We start from the raw sequence: 16,644 nt of genomic DNA on the forward strand, positions 1-16,644 counted from the left end.
AAGGGAAGGAGAAATTAATATATGGATAGGCAAATTGCAGATTTTATTGACGACGAGAAGATAAAAGCAGCTTTAAAATATGGCGAAAGTGCATCAAAAGATGAAGCACTGAGAATCATTGAAAAAGCCAAAAATTTGAAAGGCATTACGCCTGAAGAAGCGGCAGTTCTTCTAAATTTGGAGGATGATGAGCTTCTTGAAGAAATGTACAAAGTTGCAAGATACATTAAAGAGCAAATTTACGGTAACAGAATAGTTATATTTGCACCACTTTACATCAGCAATTATTGTGTTAATAATTGTAGGTATTGCGGCTATAAACACTCCAATGAGCAAGAGCGCAAAAAACTTACTATGGATGAAGTAAGACGTGAGATAGAGATACTGGAAGAAATGGGACATAAAAGATTGGCTGTGGAAGCAGGTGAAGATCCTGTAAATTGCCCTATTGACTATGTATTAGATGTGATTAAGACAATTTATGATACAAAATTAAAAAATGGCAGCATAAGGAGAGTCAATGTAAACATTGCTGCTACAACTGTTGAAAATTATAAAAAATTAAAAGATGTAGGCATAGGGACGTATATATTGTTCCAAGAGACTTACCACAGGCCAACATACGAATACATGCATCCTACAGGTCCTAAACATGACTATGACTATCATACGACTGCTATGGATAGAGCCATGGAAGCGGGTATTGATGATGTAGGCATGGGAGTTTTGTATGGACTTTATGACTACAAGTACGAGACAATAGCACTTTTGTATCACGCAAATCACCTTGATGAAAAATTTGGCGTTGGACCACATACTATATCTGTTCCAAGGCTTAGACCTGCTTTAAATATAACACTTGATGAATACCCATATCTGGTGTCTGACAGGGATTTTAAAAAGCTTGTAGCTGTAATAAGGCTTGCTGTGCCGTATACGGGTATGATCTTGTCTACGAGAGAACTTCCTGAATTCAGAGATGAAGTCATAAGTGTAGGTATATCTCAGATAAGTGCAGGTTCTTGTACGGGTGTAGGTGGATATCACGAGGAAATATCGAAAAAGGCTGAAACGAAGCCACAGTTTGAGGTAGGAGATCATAGGACACCAAATGAGATATTGAGAACACTATGTGAACAGCATTATCTGCCAAGTTACTGTACAGCTTGTTATAGGATGGGCCGTACTGGTGATAGGTTTATGAGCTTTGCTAAATCAGGGCAGATTCACAATTTCTGTCTGCCAAATGCGATACTTACATTTAAGGAATTTCTTTTAGATTACGGCGATGAAGCGACAAAAGCCATAGGCGAAGAGACGATTGCTGCAAACATAGAAAATATTCCTTCTGAGAAAGTAAGAGAAGAGACTAAAAGAAGATTAAAACGGTTGGAAAATGGTGAAAGAGATCTGTACTTCTAAAAAAAATCCGGGTTATCCCGGATTTTTCCATGTCTTTTTGCGTTCCCCTTTATCATGCCCGATTATCCTATTTTCTGAAATGATCAATTTCTTTATATTTTCTAAGTCATTAACCACTTTAGTGCCGTCATTAGAAGTTTTTCCTGGATATAGAGCGTACAATTTTTTATATTCATTAAGCCCCATATTTGGCATTATAACATTTGCACCTGCTCTCAATCCTTGTACATATCCATTTTCTGATTTTACTCCTAATGCTGTAGTAGCTGGCATGTTAATATCTGGCAGTAAAAGGCGTGTCAAAGCCAACATTTTTAATACTATTTCAACGTTGCCGCTTTTTTCATTTTCTAATGGAGTATTTGGCGTTGGTATAAATGGGCCCATTCCAATCATATCCGCATCAATATTTTTAAAAAAAAGTATATCTTCAGCCAGCATGTCTAAAGTTTGTCCAGGCAATCCGATTAGGCATCCAGTGCCTACTTCATAACCCAGTTCTCTCAAATCCATTAAACACCTAACGCGATTATCGAAACTCATATTTGGATGCAATTTTTTGTAAAGGTCCCTATTTGTTGTTTCAATTCGAAGCAAGTATCTGTCTGCGCCAGCTTTTTTTAGATCGGCATATTCTTTTGTTGTTAATTCGCCAATGCTTAGTGTAATAGACAAGTCAAGATCCTTGATTTTTTCAACGATATTGCATAAATCTTTAATTTTAAAAAGTTTATCTTCGCCACCTTGTAATACTACAGTTTTTAATCCAGCATCTTTTGTAGCTTTTGCACATTGCAAAATTTCATTTTCGGTCATCCTATATCTTTTTATTGATTTATTGTAGACTCTAAGGCCACAATAATAGCAAGTTCTGCAGCAATAATTGCTTATTTCAATCAAGCCTCGTAAATGAACTACATCACCGACAAATTTTTTTCTTACTCTGTCGGCAGCTTTGCAGATGTCATCAGTATATTCAGAATTTAGTAAGATGACGAGATCTTCCTTTGTTAATGTGTGCTCATTTTCAGCATATGAAATTAAATCTTTTATGTAATCATGATTAATTTGATAATCAAATCTACTCATTGCAAAAATCAGCCTTTCATTTTTTATAATCAACATTATATCATATAGAAAATAAAAATTTTAATATTTTTATTGACATATGACAAAAATAATTATATATTTATAATTGTATATGACGTATGTTTAAAATGTTGGAGGGTTGTTTTATGAGGATTGCGATTTCATCAGAAGGTGATAATCTAAATTCAAATGTGGATTCAAGATTTGGTAGAGCAAGGTATTTTATCGTTGTTGATACTGAATCAATGAATTACAAGGTTATTGACAATACTGCAGCATCATCTGCAGGTGGTGCTGGTACAAAGGCAGCACAACTTTTATTAGATGAGGGAGTTGACTCAATTATATCAAGTAATGTAGGCCCAAATGCATTAGAAGTATTTCAGGCGGCTGAAATAGCTGTTTATAAATCAATCAATAGCACTATTGAAAAAAATGTAGAAGAATTTAAAAAGGGTACATTAGAGAAAATTGAATTGCCTACTAATAATGGTCATCATGGAGAGCATTAAAAATGAAAGGTTACAAGATAGCAGTTTTAAGCGGTAAAGGTGGAACTGGTAAAACTACGGTTTCTTCAAACCTTGCTAAAATTCAAAAAAGCATTTATGTTGACTGTGATGTAGAAGAACCTAATGGATACTTGTTTTTAAAACCGGAAGTAGAGAAAGTAAAAGATGTAAATGTGATGATTCCCAGCATAGATTATGATAAGTGTACCCTTTGCGGTGAATGCACAAAGGCATGTAGATTCGGTGCATTAATGAGGTTGACGAAAAAAATACTTGTTTTTGACCATTTATGTCATTCATGTGGAGCATGTTATGAGATATGTCCATATAATGCCATAAAAGAAATACCGAAGAAGATAGGTGTTGTTAGGGTAGGGCGATCAGATGATATAGATTTTATAGATGGTAAATTAAATATAGGTGAAGCTTCAGGAGTTCCTATAATAAAAGAAATTAAAGATTTGATAAAAGAGACAGATAAAAATGTAATCATTGATAGTCCTCCTGGGACATCTTGTTCTGTCATACATTCTGTAGAAGGTAGCGATTATTGCCTTTTAGTTACTGAGCCGACTCCATATGGACTACACGATCTTAAACTGGCTGTTGAACTTGTAAAAGAGTTGCATTTGCCATTTGCCGTTATTATAAATAAATCTGGAGAATCAGATAGTATTATTGAAGATTATTGTAATAAAGAAAATATAAGTGTGATTGCAAAAATTCCATTTAAAAAAGAGTATGCCGAATTGTATTCTAAAGGGAATCTGTTGATTGAAGAAGATGATGAAATAAGGCATACATTTGAAAATTTATCACAGAGATTGATGGAGCTGATTGGAAAATGAAACAGTTGGTTATATTAAGTGGCAAAGGTGGAACTGGAAAGACAACAGTTGCAACGGCCTTAAGTGAAATTGTAGAAAATAAAGTAATGGCAGATTGCGATGTAGAAGCTCCTAACTTAAATATAATTTTTAATGGAGAAATACAAAAAGTCGATAATTTCTTTGGAAAAGAAGTAGCATTGATAGATGATGACAGATGCATAAAATGTGGGTTATGTGAGAAATTGTGCAGGTTTGATGCTATTTCTGAGTATAAGGTAAATCCATATTATTGCGAAGGTTGCGGTCTTTGCTCTTATAAGTGCCCCAGTGGTGCAATTAAGATGATTGAAGAAAATACAGGAGAAATTATAGTAGGTGAGAACAAAAACGGCGAGAAGATAATATATGCCGAGTTATTTCCTGGTGCTGATGGTTCTGGAAAGTTAGTTACAGAGGTAAGGAAAAAAGCCACTGAGAATAAAGGTGATTGCGACTATATTATAATTGATGGCACACCTGGAATAGGATGTCCTGTTTTATCTTCTGCAACAGGCGCAGATGTTGCTCTTATTGTTACTGAGCCAACTGTTTCAGGATTTGAAGACATGAAAAGAGTGCTTGAAGCAATTGAGAGTTTTAAAATAACATCACTTGTTTGCATAAACAAGTGGGATATTAATAAAGATATTTCTAATAGAATAGAGAAATATTGTCAGGAAAACAATGTAGAGGTTGTAGGAAAGATAGATTTTGATGAAACAGTAATTAAAGCTTTGAAAAATTTTCAAAGCATTAGTAAGTATCCTGACAGCGCTGCATACAGACAGATTTTAAATATGTGGGAGAAAGTAAAAAAATATTTAGAGGAAAGGATGGATGCTTAAATGAAGATAGCTGTTGCTACAGATGGAAGAAGTGTTTCAATGCATTTTGGGCATTGTGAGGGATTTACAATTTTTAATGTGGAGGAAGATAAGATAATAAGTGCTAATTTTATTGAAAACCCAGGACATAGACCAGGGTATTTGCCTGAATTTTTGAAAGACAAAGGCGTTGAATGTATTATTTCTGGTGGAATGGGCTCAAGTGCAATAGATTTATTTAATTCTTACGGCATTGATGTCATTACAGGTGCATCTGGCGATGTTGAAGATGTGGTAAAGAGATATATTGATGGAACTTTGATATCTACAGATAGTGCATGTGAAAAACATGAACATGAAGGACACTGTGAAGACTAAAAGTAAAAGGACTGTCTATTGTTTTGTAGATAGTCCTAATTTTATGAGAAAGAGGTGCTTAAATGGAGTTACAAGTATTAATTGAAAATGTAGTCTATAAAAAAGGTTTCTTAGCTGAACATGGCTTATCATTGCTTGTAAAGAAAGAAGACAAGGCAGTTTTAGTTGATACTGGGCAAAGCGGTAACTTTATTATAAATTCCGGATTGATGGGGATAAATTTAAAGAACATAAACAAAGTAATACTAACACATGGTCATTATGACCACATTGGAGGACTTAAAGATCTAATGGATGAAAATAAAGATGCACGCATATATGCAAGCCATAAAATACTTAATAGAAAATATGCTTTACGTAAAAATGGGGCAATTGATGAAATAGGTTTTGATTTGTCCGTATATGAAAAGAACAAAGAAAATTTTGTGCTAATTCATGAAGACACAGAAGTGGAAAAAGATTTTTTTATAGTCACTAATATTGATGAGAAATATAATAATGATTTTACGACTAAAAATTTTTTAGTGGAAAAAGACAATGTGAAAATAAAAGATAATTTTTTGGATGAAATATTTGTTGTTGTTAAAGAGGGAGACTGCATAAATATAATTACAGGATGTTCGCATTTAGGCATTTTGAATATCCTGCACACTGCTGAAAGTAGATTTAAAGGTTATAGAATAAAATCACTTATTGGAGGATTTCACTTAAAAGGAATGACTGAAGAAAATATTGTGAATATTTCAGAGATGATGAAAGGTTATGATATACAGTATATTTATACAGGTCACTGTACAGGTATAGATGAGTACGGGATTATGAAACGAATTTTAGGAGACAGAGTATCTTATTTGACTACCAGTTCGTCTATAATTCTGTAAAAATATAAAAATAATATGGCCGCGGGGAATTTTTTGCGGCCATATTATATGAATCAGAAAATTTTATAGCATCAATCAGAAATTCACTTAATTGCTTCCTGATTGAAAATGCATATTTTTACCGAAGCCTGTACCATGTCCTTTGCCGTATCCATTACCTGACATTCCATTTCTTCCAAAGCCTATTCCAAGTCCTGCACCACCATTGCCAGTGCCATCACATGCATTTATTCTTTCCTTAATTAATGATTTTAGCTCTGCAGCTCTTTCTTCTGTTATTACACCATTTTTAACCATTTGGTCTATATAGTCGGTTTTTTGTTTTAATAAGGCATTTTTGAAATCCTCTAATTTTACGCCATTTTCAACTGCTATTTGTTCCAGTGTCTTACCGGAATTTAGAAGTTTCAATGTTTCATCTGTAGACTTTCCTAAAAGATTAGCCATAAAATCTACCATTTGAGCTCTGCCATACCTTGGTGCAGTATATGATGTGTTTGCTTGAGGCGAATTGTTATTTGCTGTCGCTGCATATGCAGCAATGCCTGTTAAAAGTAAACCTCCTACCATTATTGATGCTACTAATTTTTTGATGTTCATAAAAACATCTCCTTTCAAAATTTATTTATTTATCTTACACTTTTATTCTACCCATTATATTTGATACATCTTTAATGAAATTGTGATGTTTTTGTGAAGGTTTTTTAATAATATTGTAAAAGGCTTTTAAGATATGTAAACTAAAGTTGGAGGTGTTTTATGATGGCAAAGGTATTGGTCATTGAAGACGAGGAAGGAATGAGGGATATTTTAAAAACTTACTTAGAGAAAAATAATTTTGATGCTTTATTTGCTGAAGATGGCAGTACAGGAATAAATATGTTTAAAAATAACCTATTTGATATAGTTTTGTTGGATGTGATGTTGCCAGACATGAGCGGTTGGAATGTTTTAAGGACAATAAGAGAATCATCTAAAATACCTGTAATGATGATAACTGCCCGCAGCGAAGAATACGACAGGCTTTTAGGATTTGAACTTGGTGCTGATGATTATGTAGTCAAACCATTTAGCCCTAGAGAAGTCATGGCAAGGATAAAAGCTATTTTATCGAGATCTAAATGGACTGAATCGGATAATCTAATATCTTTTTCAGGTATTACTATTGACACTGATTCAAGAGTTGTTAAAGTCGATGGGAAGAAAATAGATCTTACTCCAAAAGAATTTGATCTTTTAAATTTGCTTGCACAAAACATTGGTAAAGCATTAAGCCGTGAGAAATGCCTTAATGTTGTTTGGGGATATGAATTTTTTGGTGATTTAAGGACAGTCGATACACATATAAAGCAGTTGAGAGAAAAACTTGGCGATAAAAGGGATATCATAAAAACAGTATGGGGTTATGGATATAAATTAGGTGGTGATTAAAGTGAGAGGCATAAGAAAAAAACTTTTTATTACTTATCTGATTATAACGGGAATAATTTTTTTGTTGTTTTATTTGTCTCAAGTTGTCTTTATAGGTAAGATATACACTTATTATAAAATAAATCAGCTAAAAAGCTACAGCTTAAAAATAGCTAATGCATTAGCTACAAACGATTATAAAACTGCTAATGAGCTTATGGAAGAATCCAATGCAAAAGTAATTGCAGTGACTGATACAGGCGACTTGGTTTTTGGAACACATGGAAACGGGCAAGGCTACGGAATAGGATTGCCTAAAACTTACCTAAACACTAATGAAAGATTAAGTGTGATAGAATTTACGCATCCGTCAATCGGTGTAAAATCTCTGGCGGTTATAAGATCATTTTCGTACAACAAGCAAAATGCAAAACTGGTATTGACTATTCCTTTATCGACTATTACTGATACTACCGTGATATTTAAAAGTGAATTTTTTTTGATGCTACTAATATGCATTGTTGTAATAATCATTATGTCAGTTATCATGTCAAAAAGGCTGACAAAGCCAATTGATGATTTAAAATATGCGGCGCAAAACATAGCGTCGGGAAACCTTGATGTGAAATTAGATGTAAAGACAAATGACGAATTAGAAGATCTTGCAATGTCGATGAATAGTATGGCAAAAAACCTCAGTACAGCAGAGAAATTTAAAAAAGATTTAATAGCAAATATTACACACGACCTTAAGACGCCTTTAGGACTTATAAAAGGATACTGTGAAATGTTATTAGATTTTTATGGTGATGATAAAGAAAAAAGGAATAGATATTTAAATGCTGCATTAAATGAAGTCGATCGAATGTCAAAAATGATAGACGATGTTTTATCATTATCAAAGCTTCAATCAGGTTTAGTTAAATTAAAAATAACGTCTTTTAATTTAAAAAATTTAGTTGATGATGTAATTTTAAGCTTTGAACCATTGTTACATGGTAAAAATATAAATATTGTCACGGAGAATCTTGATGTTATTGTAAATGGAGATGTTGAACTAATTAGAAGAGTTCTGATGAATCTCTTAAGCAATTCGATAAAAAGCATTGATGAAGCAGGTTTAATTACTATTTCTTCGATATTAGAAGATGATCATGCAAAAGTCATTGTATCAGACACGGGTAAAGGAATAGAGAGAGAAAAGCTGCAAGATGTTTTTAAAAAATTTTACAAAGGTGATAATAAAGGTACAGGGTTGGGACTTGCGATAGTAAGAGAAATATTGGATTTGCATGGCAGTAAATATCATATAGAAAGCGAGATGAATAAAGGAACTTCATTTTATTTTACTTTAGAGAAAGAAAATACATGAAATTCAATCATATACTAACCCCCTATACAATGGGATAGGTATATGGTATAATATTAAATGAATACAGTATACAAGGAGTGATTTTATGGATTCTATATTTTCTTGTGCAGTATGTTCTAACAAACCATGCGCAAAAGGTGATGAAAATTTCCCAAAGAATTGTCCTACAGTTATGGAAAAAGATATTATTAATGAATCGATTGAAAAATATAACAACGATGATGATGTGAATAAGATTATGAAAATAGCCAATACACTTCCTGTGGCTGAAAATGGCGAATTAAGGAGCAGAGCAGATGAAATAATCAATTTAATTGTGCAAATGGGTATAAAGAAGGTTGGCGTTGCTTTTTGCTATTCACTTGAAAAAGAAGCAAAGAAATTTGTAAAGATGCTTGATAAATACGACATTACAGTTGTACCAGTGTGTTGCAAGGTAGGTTCAGTAGATGTAAAAGAAATTGGAATAGAGAAAAAGAGGGACAAATTCATTGCAACATGCAATCCAATCACACAAGCTGAAATAATGAATAAAGAAAATACAGAACTGAATGTGGTTGTTGGACTTTGTGTTGGACACGATATATTATTTAACAAAAATTCTAAAGCATATGTGACGACCTTAGTCGCTAAGGACAGGAAGTACGGTCATTGTCCTGTGAAGGCATTTGAAGAATAGGAGAGGAGCTATCCATGATATAAGGATAGCTTTTTTTATTTTTCACTATAAATATTTGCAAAATTGCTTTAAGTTAATTTAAAATTATATTAACAACTTTCAATGTGATTTTTATCATTTCATGCAGAACATAGAAGATTTTAGGAGGAGTCAATTGAACATGACAAATTCAAAAAAGAAAATTGTTGTATCAAATATTGTGTTGATTGGCATGGTAAGTTTACTTATTGATATGAGTACAGAAATGGTGTATCCGATAGTACCACTTTTCCTGACTGCAACATTTGGGGCTTCACCAGCAATTGTAGGAATTATTGAGGGTATTGCTGAAAGCATAGCATCGATTTTAAAAGTTTTTAGCGGTTACATAGGTGATAAATATAAAAATAAGAAAGTGCTGACCTTTATTGGATATTCAGCTTCAGCTATTTATAAAATACTTCTCCTTTTAGCAGGATCGTGGATAGGTGTCTTGATAGCGCGAATCATAGATCGCACAGGAAAAGGCATCCGCACTGCACCGCGAGACGCTCTTATTGCGCAGTCCAGTGAAAAGGATAAGCTTGGCGGATCTTATGGACTGCACAAAATGCTTGATATGGCTGGATCATCTGTAGGAGCTTTTATTGCTTTTGTTGTTGTAGCTATTGGGTTTAAGTACAGAGTTGCATTTATGCTGTCTATTATACCAGCTATTCTTGGGATTTTAATTATTCCTTTTATAAAAGAGGATAAAGTTAAGAAACCAAAAAGTGAAAAATTTACGTTCAAAAATTTAAATTTAAGCTTAAAGTTAAAGCTCTATTTGGCTGTTATATTCATTTTCAACCTTGGGAATTCATCAAATACTTTTTTGCTTTTAAAAGCACAGAACTTGGGTTTTTCTTTACCATACGTCATGCTTCTTTATCTCGCATTTAATGTTTCTACGTCATTACTTGCCATTCCCTCTGGAAAGTTGTCAGATAAGTTTGGCAGGAGATTGATTTTGGTTTCTGGTTATGCCATTTATGGACTTGTTTATTTGGGGTTTGCAGTGTTTGATTCAAAAATCATGATTTTCCTTTTATTTATGCTTTATGGAGCTTATACAGCGTTTATAAGCGGTGCTGAACGGGCATTCGTAGCAGAAGCTTCTCCTGATAAGTATAAAGGTACAGTATTAGGTATCTACGGTATGGTTCAAGGTATAGGGTTATTGTTGGCATCTATTATAGCCGGAGCTATGTGGGTTCGCATAAGTCCTTATGCACCATTTTGGTTTGCTGGAACTCTTGGACTTGGATCTGCAGCTTTGATTGCCATTATACTAAGTGTAAGTCGATTTCATGAAGATAAAGAATCAGGCATATAAGAAATAGCATTTTTCGAAATTTACGTTATGGTATGTGAGACAAATTTATTGTATTTAATAATAATTATGCGAGGAGGATGCATTTGTGCGAAATGAAAAAGATAAAGTTTATTGATGTAGGTTTTAAGGATCATGATGATGTAATACTGAAAGATATATCAATGGAAATTTCTTTAGGCTATATATATACAATAATAGGGCCATCTGGTGCTGGTAAATCTACTTTTATAAAATTAATAAATAGACTTATTGACCCAACTGAAGGGAAAATATTGATAGACGATAAAAACATAAAGGATTATGACATAATTAAGCTTAGGCGCAGGATAGGAATGGTTTTTCAGCAGCCATATCTTTTTGAAGGAACTGTTGAAGACAATATAAAATATGGATCTATGATAAGAGGGCAAAAAGATACTGATCTTGACTACTATTTAAGTATGGTTGGACTAGACAAAAGTTATAGTTCAAGAAAAGTTGATGACTTATCTGGCGGTGAAGCACAGAGAATTTCAATAGCAAGGTCACTTGCAAATGAACCTACAGTATTACTATTGGATGAGCCAACGTCAGCCCTTGATCCAGCATCTACACAAGTGATTGAGGATCTTGTCATGGAGTTAAAAAACAAATTAAATCTTACAATTATATGGATTACACATAATATGGAACAAGCGAAGCGTGTTGGAGATTTTACCATTTTCATTAATAATGGCAGACTGATTGAATATGGAAATACGAAGGCTTTTTTCTCAAATCCTAAAAATGATTTAACAAGGCTTTTTATTAATGGAAAATTGACAAAGGAGGGAATTGAATGAACGTTTTGTCGCTTGTAATGTCATCAAGTCTCGTGTTAATATCAATTTTTATTTCGTATTATCAAAAACTTGGCGTTGAAAAAGAAATTATTATCGGCTCTATAAGAGCAATTGTACAACTGGCGATTGTTGGATATATTCTTCATTATATTTTTAGAGCAAATAGTATATTGTTTACACTTGCAATGGTTATTTTAATGATTATTGTGGCAGGAAATAATGCTGCAAAAAGAGGAAGTGGAATTCCGCATGTGTTTTATTTTATAACCATATCTATTGCATTTGGTGCTGCTATAACACTCACAGCACTCATATTATTTGGCAGTATCCATTTTAGGCCGCAGGAAGTGATTCCTGTATCTGGGATGATAATAGGAAATGCAATGGTTTCATCAGGATTGACAGTGTCAAGGCTTAAAGATGAGGTAAAAAGTAGAAGACATGAAATTGAAACATACCTTGCTTTGGGGGCTAATTCAAGACAAGCATCACAAAAAATATTGAAAATAGCTATTAAAACAGGAATGATGCCTACGATAGACAGCATGAAAACACTTGGAATTGTGCAGTTACCAGGTATGATGACGGGGCTTATACTTGGAGGTGTTGATCCTGTAAATGCAGTGAAATACCAAATGATGGTTACATTTATGATGACATCTACTACAGCAATAGCGTGTTTTACAGTTGCACTTCTATCATATACTCAATTTTTTACAAAGAACCATCAACTGATTTAAAAAATCTATATTTAACTTTCAACATATTCATAGGACGTAAAATTAAGTTATCCATGATATAAGGATAGCTTAATTTTTTAAAACGTAAAAAAATATTTACAAAGTATTCACAAATTCTTAAAAAATGTTATTTATAATATAATCGTGGAAAGAATAAAGTATGAGGAGGTTGGTATAATGGAATTCAACAATGGTTTTGAAAATTACAGGCTTCCTGACGTTAATCCAAAAAATGATAAGAAAAGTTTAGGCAAGATGGTTAAAAGATATAGAAGAAAAATGTTTATGTCATTTGTCGCTGTGGCACTTGTTGCTGCATTGGCTGGTGGTGCCTTAGGAGCGGGAATTGTCAAATACGCTGATACAGGCAATACTCAGGTTGTGAATAGGTATTTGCCGCTTTCATCTGATAACAACAATTTTAACTTGATTACAAACATTGTGAAGGCCGTAAGCCCATCGGTTGTCGGAATAGATACATATATTAGTGGTTATGGGGCTTATGGATACGGTGGCAATTCTTACGTTGAGGAAGGAAGCGGCTCTGGAATAATCATAGATTCGGAAGGCCACATTGTCACAAATGATCATGTTGTGGAAGGTGCATCAAAGATAACCGTAAACTTGTCTGACGGAAGGAAATTTCCTGCACAATTGGTAGGAAAGGATTCAAGGACTGATCTTGCGGTTTTAAAGATAAATGCCACAAATTTGACACCTGCAAAATTAGGAGATTCATCAAAGCTTGAAGTAGGAGAATTAGCAGTAGCTATAGGAAATCCATTGGGTGATAGCTTTGCTGGAACTGCAACAGCAGGTATCATAAGCGGTTTAAATCGAAATTTGCAAAGTGATTATGGCCCAGTAAATCTAATACAGACAGATGCCGCAATAAATCCAGGAAACAGTGGAGGACCTCTTGTAAATAGCGTCGGCGAAGTGATAGGAATAACAAGCATAAAGCTTACATCAACTGGTGGTTCAAGTTCTGGAGATCCTTTTGGGCTATTTCAAAGCCAAAGTGTGCCGCTTGAAGGAATGGGCTTTGCGATACCTATAAACGAGGCAAAACCTATAATTGAAGAGCTTATTCGAAAGGGATATGTGGAAAGACCTGTTATAGGTGTAAGCGTGCAGCAGATAACACAGCAGCAAGCAAATCAATACAATATACCAGTAGGACTTTATATTGCACAAGTGCAGCAAGGAAGTGGTGCTGATGCTGCAGGTCTTCAAGCAGGTGATATAATAACTGCTGTAGATGGGACTAACGTAACAACATTTAATCAACTTGAAAATATTTTAAACAATCATAAAATAGGAGATGTAATAAGCGTAACAGTTTGGAGAAATGGTCAAACACTTACAGTTAATGTAAAACTTTCAGGCTCGAATGGGCAATGATAAGTTTCAGGTGGCTTTCATGCCACTTTTTTATTTTTTCGTAGTTTATACATTTGTGTTATACTTAATTTATAAAGTTAGCTTATTTTGAGAAAGGGTGTGCACTATGATTTATATCTACAACAAAATCACAGATCCTTATTTCAATTTAGCAGCAGAAGAATATGTGCTAAAGCAATTTAGCGATGAATGTTTTATGCTTTGGAGAAATAGGCCAAGCATAATAATAGGAAAAAATCAGAATGCTTTGGCGGAGATTAACCTTGATTATGTTAAAGAGTACAATATACCGGTTGTGAGAAGGCTGTCTGGAGGTGGAGCAGTGTTTCACGATTTAGGCAATGTTAATTTTACCTTTATTGTAAACGATGATTTGAATGGATTTAATGATTTTAGAAGATTTACACAGCCTATTATTGATGTACTGCGAAAGCTATCTTTAAATGCTGAATTTTCTGGCAGAAATGATATAACAATCGATGGCAAGAAAATTTCAGGTAATGCGCAGTACTATTATAAAAATAGGATACTTCATCATGGAACACTGCTGGTGTCGTCAAATATGGCAGACTTATCAGCAGCATTAAAGGTGCGGCCTATAAAATTTGAAGACAAAGGTGTGAAATCTGTATCTAAAAGAGTGACGAATATAAACGAACATTTGGAAAAGCCTATAGATATAGAAGAATTTATTAACCTTATAATGGATGATATAAGGTTAACTACAGGTGGAAGTGGGCTTTATGAATTTACAGACGAAGATATAAGAAATATAGAAAAACTTAAAAATGAAAAATACAGCACTTGGGAATGGAATTTTGGCATGTCTCCAGATTACAATTTAAAAAATGAAAAGAAATTCTCAGGTGGCACAGTAGAAGTGGATTTGAACGTGTCTGATGGAATAATAAAAGACATAAAGATATACGGAGATTTTTTTGGGAAAAAGGATGTAAAAGATGTAGAGGAGATGCTAAAAGGTGTAAAGCATTCTGAGAATGATGTGAAAGATGTGCTATCATCAATAGACATTGGAGAATATTTTTCAAACATAACGTTAGAGAATTTGCTTGAGGTCATGTTTTAATCAAAATTATGTTCAAAATGTTGATTAACTTTTTAAAAAGTGCTAAAATATGGTTAGAGATGTTGTTAAATAATTAACTTATCGAAGCTGTAGTTAGCAACAAAGTGGAGGTGTACCTTATGAATTTTGAAGTAAAGGTACCTGTATTATCTGACTCTATAAGTGAAGGGAAGCTGACAAAGTGGCATGTCAAAGAAGGCCAAGAAGTAAAGAAAGGCATGCTTTTATGTGACATAGCAGTTGGCAAAGTAAACTATGAAGTTTATTCTGAATATGATGGAATTATTTCCAAAATCATATGTGAAGCGGGCAGTACCGTAAAATCTGGTGATGTTATTTCCATCATTTCAAAATCCGAAGGAAATCCTCAAAAGTCAGTTTCAGACAGTATAGATACATTTTACAATGAAGTAAAAGATTACGATTTGGCAGTCATAGGTGGTGGCCCTGGAGGTTATGTGGCAGCCATAAAAGCTGCAAAAAAAGGTGCGAAAGTGGCACTTTTCGAAAAAGACAGAGTAGGTGGTACGTGTCTTAATAGAGGCTGCATACCCACAAAAGCTTACGCAAGAGTTGCAGAAGTTTATGACATCATAAAAAAGGCAGATGAATTTGGCCTTAGTGTAGATGTAAAATCTTTTGATTATAAAAAAGTAGTTGAAAGAAAAGATAATATAGTAAACGAGCTTGTATCAGGGATAAATGCATTGCTTAAAGCCAATGGTGTTGATTTGTATTCCGTAGAAGCGAAAATAGACAAAGATAAAAACATATTGTTTGGAGAAAATAAGATAAAGGCGAAAAATATAATAATAGCTACTGGTTCTAAGCCTCAAGAATTACCCATTGAAGGTGTAAAATCAAAAAATGTCATAAATAGTGACGACATTTTGGAGATCCAATCACTGCCTGAAAGCTTGTGCATAATAGGCGGCGGTGTAATTGGCATGGAGTTTGCCTTTATAATGAATCAGTTTGGCGTGAAAGTTTCTATCGTTGAGATGATGCCAAGACTTCTTCCTCAACTGGACAAAGAGGTAAGCAATTTGATAAAGTCTGAAGCACAGAAGCGAGGCATAAAGATTTACACATCTTCTAAGGTCGAAAAGATTTTAGAAGAAGAAAACGGTGGAAGCATTGTAACGATAGCAAAAGATGGCGGGACAAAATGTATATATGCTGACAAAGTGTTTATTTCCATTGGCAGAAAACTAAATACAGATGTAGGACCAATTTCAGAGTTATTAGAATTCGATGGAAAAGCTATAAAAGTCGACGAATACTTAAGGACGAATATTGACAATGTCTATGCGGTAGGTGATGTTACAAACAAGATGATGTTGGCACATGTGGCATCAGCGCAAGGAGAAGCAGCAGTTGACAATATTTTCGGATGCAATGTTGCTATCGACTATATGAAAATACCTGCTGCTGTATTTACAGAGCCGGAGATAGGTTATTTCGGCTATACAGAGGAAGAGGCTAAAAGCAAATTTAAAAATGTAAAAGTTGGCAAATTTTACTTTGCGGCAAATGGCAGAGCAAAGACGTACGGCGAAACAAAGGGTTTTGCCAAGATCATATCTTCCGAAGATGGAGATGTTTTGGGAGCGTGGGTTGTTGGAAGCGATGCATCTGAAATAGTGCAGATATTATCCACATCTTGTCAAAGCGGTGCAAAAGCGGATGATCTTAAGAAAGCCATATACACTCATCCTACCAGAAGCGAGACAATTATGGAGGCAGTAAAAGACATTTTTAAAGAATCTATACATAAAGTGTAAATAGCGATCAAAGCTTAT

The 16,644-nt window shown here is 34.0% G+C and carries 17 protein-coding genes; 15 read left to right on the forward strand and 2 right to left on the reverse strand.

What is annotated here, in order from left to right:
- The first annotated feature begins 21 nt into the window (after nt 1–21).
- Entirely contained in the window at nt 22–1,422 is a 1,401-nt protein-coding gene (hydG, locus tag GSH73_RS04450) for a [FeFe] hydrogenase H-cluster radical SAM maturase HydG (protein WP_014759201.1), read from the forward strand.
- Between the two features lie 12 nt (nt 1,423–1,434).
- Here hydG and hydE read toward each other — a convergent pair whose 3' ends face one another.
- On the reverse strand, nt 1,435–2,511 hold the full coding sequence (gene hydE / locus GSH73_RS04455) for a [FeFe] hydrogenase H-cluster radical SAM maturase HydE (protein WP_014759200.1): 1,077 nt from the start codon (nt 2,509–2,511) through the stop codon (nt 1,435–1,437).
- Nucleotides 2,512–2,657: 146 nt separating this feature from the next.
- On the opposite strand from hydE, the gene GSH73_RS04460 reads away from it, so the two are divergent.
- The 5 genes from GSH73_RS04460 to GSH73_RS04480 all read left to right on the forward strand — a co-directional run bounded on the left by GSH73_RS04460 (nt 2,658) and on the right by GSH73_RS04480 (nt 5,975).
- Nucleotides 2,658–3,023 carry a NifB/NifX family molybdenum-iron cluster-binding protein gene (locus GSH73_RS04460; protein WP_014759199.1) on the forward strand — a complete coding sequence of 122 codons (366 nt, stop codon included), beginning with the start codon at nt 2,658–2,660 and terminating at the stop codon, nt 3,021–3,023.
- A gap of 2 nt (nt 3,024–3,025) precedes the next feature.
- Nucleotides 3,026–3,871 carry an ATP-binding protein gene (locus GSH73_RS04465; RefSeq protein ID WP_014759198.1) on the forward strand — a complete coding sequence of 282 codons (846 nt, stop codon included), beginning with the start codon at nt 3,026–3,028 and terminating at the stop codon, nt 3,869–3,871.
- The gene (locus tag GSH73_RS04470; protein WP_014759197.1) at nt 3,868–4,737 is read left to right on the forward strand and encodes an ATP-binding protein; all 870 of its coding nucleotides are present in this window, start codon (nt 3,868–3,870) and stop codon (nt 4,735–4,737) included. The genes GSH73_RS04465 and GSH73_RS04470 overlap by 4 nt, the downstream gene beginning before the upstream one ends.
- Nucleotides 4,738–5,094: a NifB/NifX family molybdenum-iron cluster-binding protein gene (locus tag GSH73_RS04475; protein ID WP_014759196.1), complete on the forward strand. Its 357-nt coding sequence runs from the start codon at nt 4,738–4,740 to the stop codon at nt 5,092–5,094.
- Nucleotides 5,095–5,156: 62 nt separating this feature from the next.
- On the forward strand, nt 5,157–5,975 hold the full coding sequence (locus tag GSH73_RS04480) for an MBL fold metallo-hydrolase (RefSeq protein WP_014759195.1): 819 nt from the start codon (nt 5,157–5,159) through the stop codon (nt 5,973–5,975).
- An 87-nt stretch (nt 5,976–6,062) separates the two neighbouring features.
- Here GSH73_RS04480 and GSH73_RS04485 read toward each other — a convergent pair whose 3' ends face one another.
- Complete coding sequence (locus GSH73_RS04485) at nt 6,063–6,575, reverse strand: hypothetical protein (RefSeq protein WP_014759194.1); 513 nt, start codon at nt 6,573–6,575, stop codon at nt 6,063–6,065.
- Between the two features lie 162 nt (nt 6,576–6,737).
- Between GSH73_RS04485 and GSH73_RS04490 the strand changes: the two genes are divergently transcribed.
- The 9 genes from GSH73_RS04490 (at nt 6,738) to lpdA (ending at nt 16,626) form a co-directional block, all read left to right on the forward strand.
- On the forward strand, nt 6,738–7,406 hold the full coding sequence (locus tag GSH73_RS04490) for a response regulator transcription factor (RefSeq protein WP_038070229.1): 669 nt from the start codon (nt 6,738–6,740) through the stop codon (nt 7,404–7,406).
- A 1-nt stretch (nt 7,407) separates the two neighbouring features.
- Nucleotides 7,408–8,757: a HAMP domain-containing sensor histidine kinase gene (locus GSH73_RS04495; RefSeq protein WP_014759192.1), complete on the forward strand. Its 1,350-nt coding sequence runs from the start codon at nt 7,408–7,410 to the stop codon at nt 8,755–8,757.
- Between the two features lie 85 nt (nt 8,758–8,842).
- Nucleotides 8,843–9,436, forward strand: a complete 594-nt coding sequence (locus tag GSH73_RS04500; RefSeq protein ID WP_014759191.1) for a DUF1847 domain-containing protein — start codon at nt 8,843–8,845, stop codon at nt 9,434–9,436.
- A 160-nt stretch (nt 9,437–9,596) separates the two neighbouring features.
- Nucleotides 9,597–10,790: an MFS transporter gene (locus tag GSH73_RS04505; RefSeq protein WP_014759190.1), complete on the forward strand. Its 1,194-nt coding sequence runs from the start codon at nt 9,597–9,599 to the stop codon at nt 10,788–10,790.
- Between the two features lie 92 nt (nt 10,791–10,882).
- Nucleotides 10,883–11,611 carry an ABC transporter ATP-binding protein gene (locus GSH73_RS04510; protein ID WP_038070231.1) on the forward strand — a complete coding sequence of 243 codons (729 nt, stop codon included), beginning with the start codon at nt 10,883–10,885 and terminating at the stop codon, nt 11,609–11,611.
- Complete coding sequence (locus GSH73_RS04515; RefSeq protein WP_014759188.1) at nt 11,608–12,351, forward strand: ABC transporter permease; 744 nt, start codon at nt 11,608–11,610, stop codon at nt 12,349–12,351. The genes GSH73_RS04510 and GSH73_RS04515 overlap by 4 nt, the downstream gene beginning before the upstream one ends.
- 177 nt (nt 12,352–12,528) lie before the next feature.
- A complete protein-coding gene (locus tag GSH73_RS04520; protein WP_014759187.1) occupies nt 12,529–13,755 on the forward strand; it encodes a S1C family serine protease in 1,227 nt (408 codons plus the stop codon).
- A 106-nt stretch (nt 13,756–13,861) separates the two neighbouring features.
- Nucleotides 13,862–14,842, forward strand: a complete 981-nt coding sequence (lplA, locus tag GSH73_RS04525) for a lipoate--protein ligase (RefSeq protein ID WP_014759186.1) — start codon at nt 13,862–13,864, stop codon at nt 14,840–14,842.
- 119 nt (nt 14,843–14,961) lie between these two features.
- Nucleotides 14,962–16,626, forward strand: a complete 1,665-nt coding sequence (gene lpdA / locus GSH73_RS04530) for a dihydrolipoyl dehydrogenase (protein ID WP_014759185.1) — start codon at nt 14,962–14,964, stop codon at nt 16,624–16,626.
- The last annotated feature ends 18 nt before the right edge of the window (nt 16,627–16,644 follow it).

It is taken from the genome of Thermoanaerobacterium aotearoense (assembly GCF_009905255.1).
GTDB lineage: Bacteria > Bacillota > Thermoanaerobacteria > Thermoanaerobacterales > Thermoanaerobacteraceae > Thermoanaerobacterium > Thermoanaerobacterium aotearoense.

What these genes read in the sequence shown, in the direction of transcription:
- hydG (WP_014759201.1), top strand. Translation starts at nt 22, where the DNA reads ATGGATAGGCAAATTGCAGATTTTATTGACGACGAGAAGATAAAAGCA.
- hydE (WP_014759200.1), bottom strand. Translation starts at nt 2,511, where the DNA reads ATGAGTAGATTTGATTATCAAATTAATCATGATTACATAAAAGATTTA.
- GSH73_RS04460 (WP_014759199.1), top strand. Translation starts at nt 2,658, where the DNA reads ATGAGGATTGCGATTTCATCAGAAGGTGATAATCTAAATTCAAATGTG.
- GSH73_RS04465 (WP_014759198.1), top strand. Translation starts at nt 3,026, where the DNA reads ATGAAAGGTTACAAGATAGCAGTTTTAAGCGGTAAAGGTGGAACTGGT.
- GSH73_RS04470 (WP_014759197.1), top strand. Translation starts at nt 3,868, where the DNA reads ATGAAACAGTTGGTTATATTAAGTGGCAAAGGTGGAACTGGAAAGACA.
- GSH73_RS04475 (WP_014759196.1), top strand. Translation starts at nt 4,738, where the DNA reads ATGAAGATAGCTGTTGCTACAGATGGAAGAAGTGTTTCAATGCATTTT.
- GSH73_RS04480 (WP_014759195.1), top strand. Translation starts at nt 5,157, where the DNA reads ATGGAGTTACAAGTATTAATTGAAAATGTAGTCTATAAAAAAGGTTTC.
- GSH73_RS04485 (WP_014759194.1), bottom strand. Translation starts at nt 6,575, where the DNA reads ATGAACATCAAAAAATTAGTAGCATCAATAATGGTAGGAGGTTTACTT.
- GSH73_RS04490 (WP_038070229.1), top strand. Translation starts at nt 6,738, where the DNA reads ATGGCAAAGGTATTGGTCATTGAAGACGAGGAAGGAATGAGGGATATT.
- GSH73_RS04500 (WP_014759191.1), top strand. Translation starts at nt 8,843, where the DNA reads ATGGATTCTATATTTTCTTGTGCAGTATGTTCTAACAAACCATGCGCA.
- GSH73_RS04505 (WP_014759190.1), top strand. Translation starts at nt 9,597, where the DNA reads ATGACAAATTCAAAAAAGAAAATTGTTGTATCAAATATTGTGTTGATT.
- GSH73_RS04510 (WP_038070231.1), top strand. Translation starts at nt 10,883, where the DNA reads ATGAAAAAGATAAAGTTTATTGATGTAGGTTTTAAGGATCATGATGAT.
- GSH73_RS04515 (WP_014759188.1), top strand. Translation starts at nt 11,608, where the DNA reads ATGAACGTTTTGTCGCTTGTAATGTCATCAAGTCTCGTGTTAATATCA.
- GSH73_RS04520 (WP_014759187.1), top strand. Translation starts at nt 12,529, where the DNA reads ATGGAATTCAACAATGGTTTTGAAAATTACAGGCTTCCTGACGTTAAT.
- lplA (WP_014759186.1), top strand. Translation starts at nt 13,862, where the DNA reads ATGATTTATATCTACAACAAAATCACAGATCCTTATTTCAATTTAGCA.
- lpdA (WP_014759185.1), top strand. Translation starts at nt 14,962, where the DNA reads ATGAATTTTGAAGTAAAGGTACCTGTATTATCTGACTCTATAAGTGAA.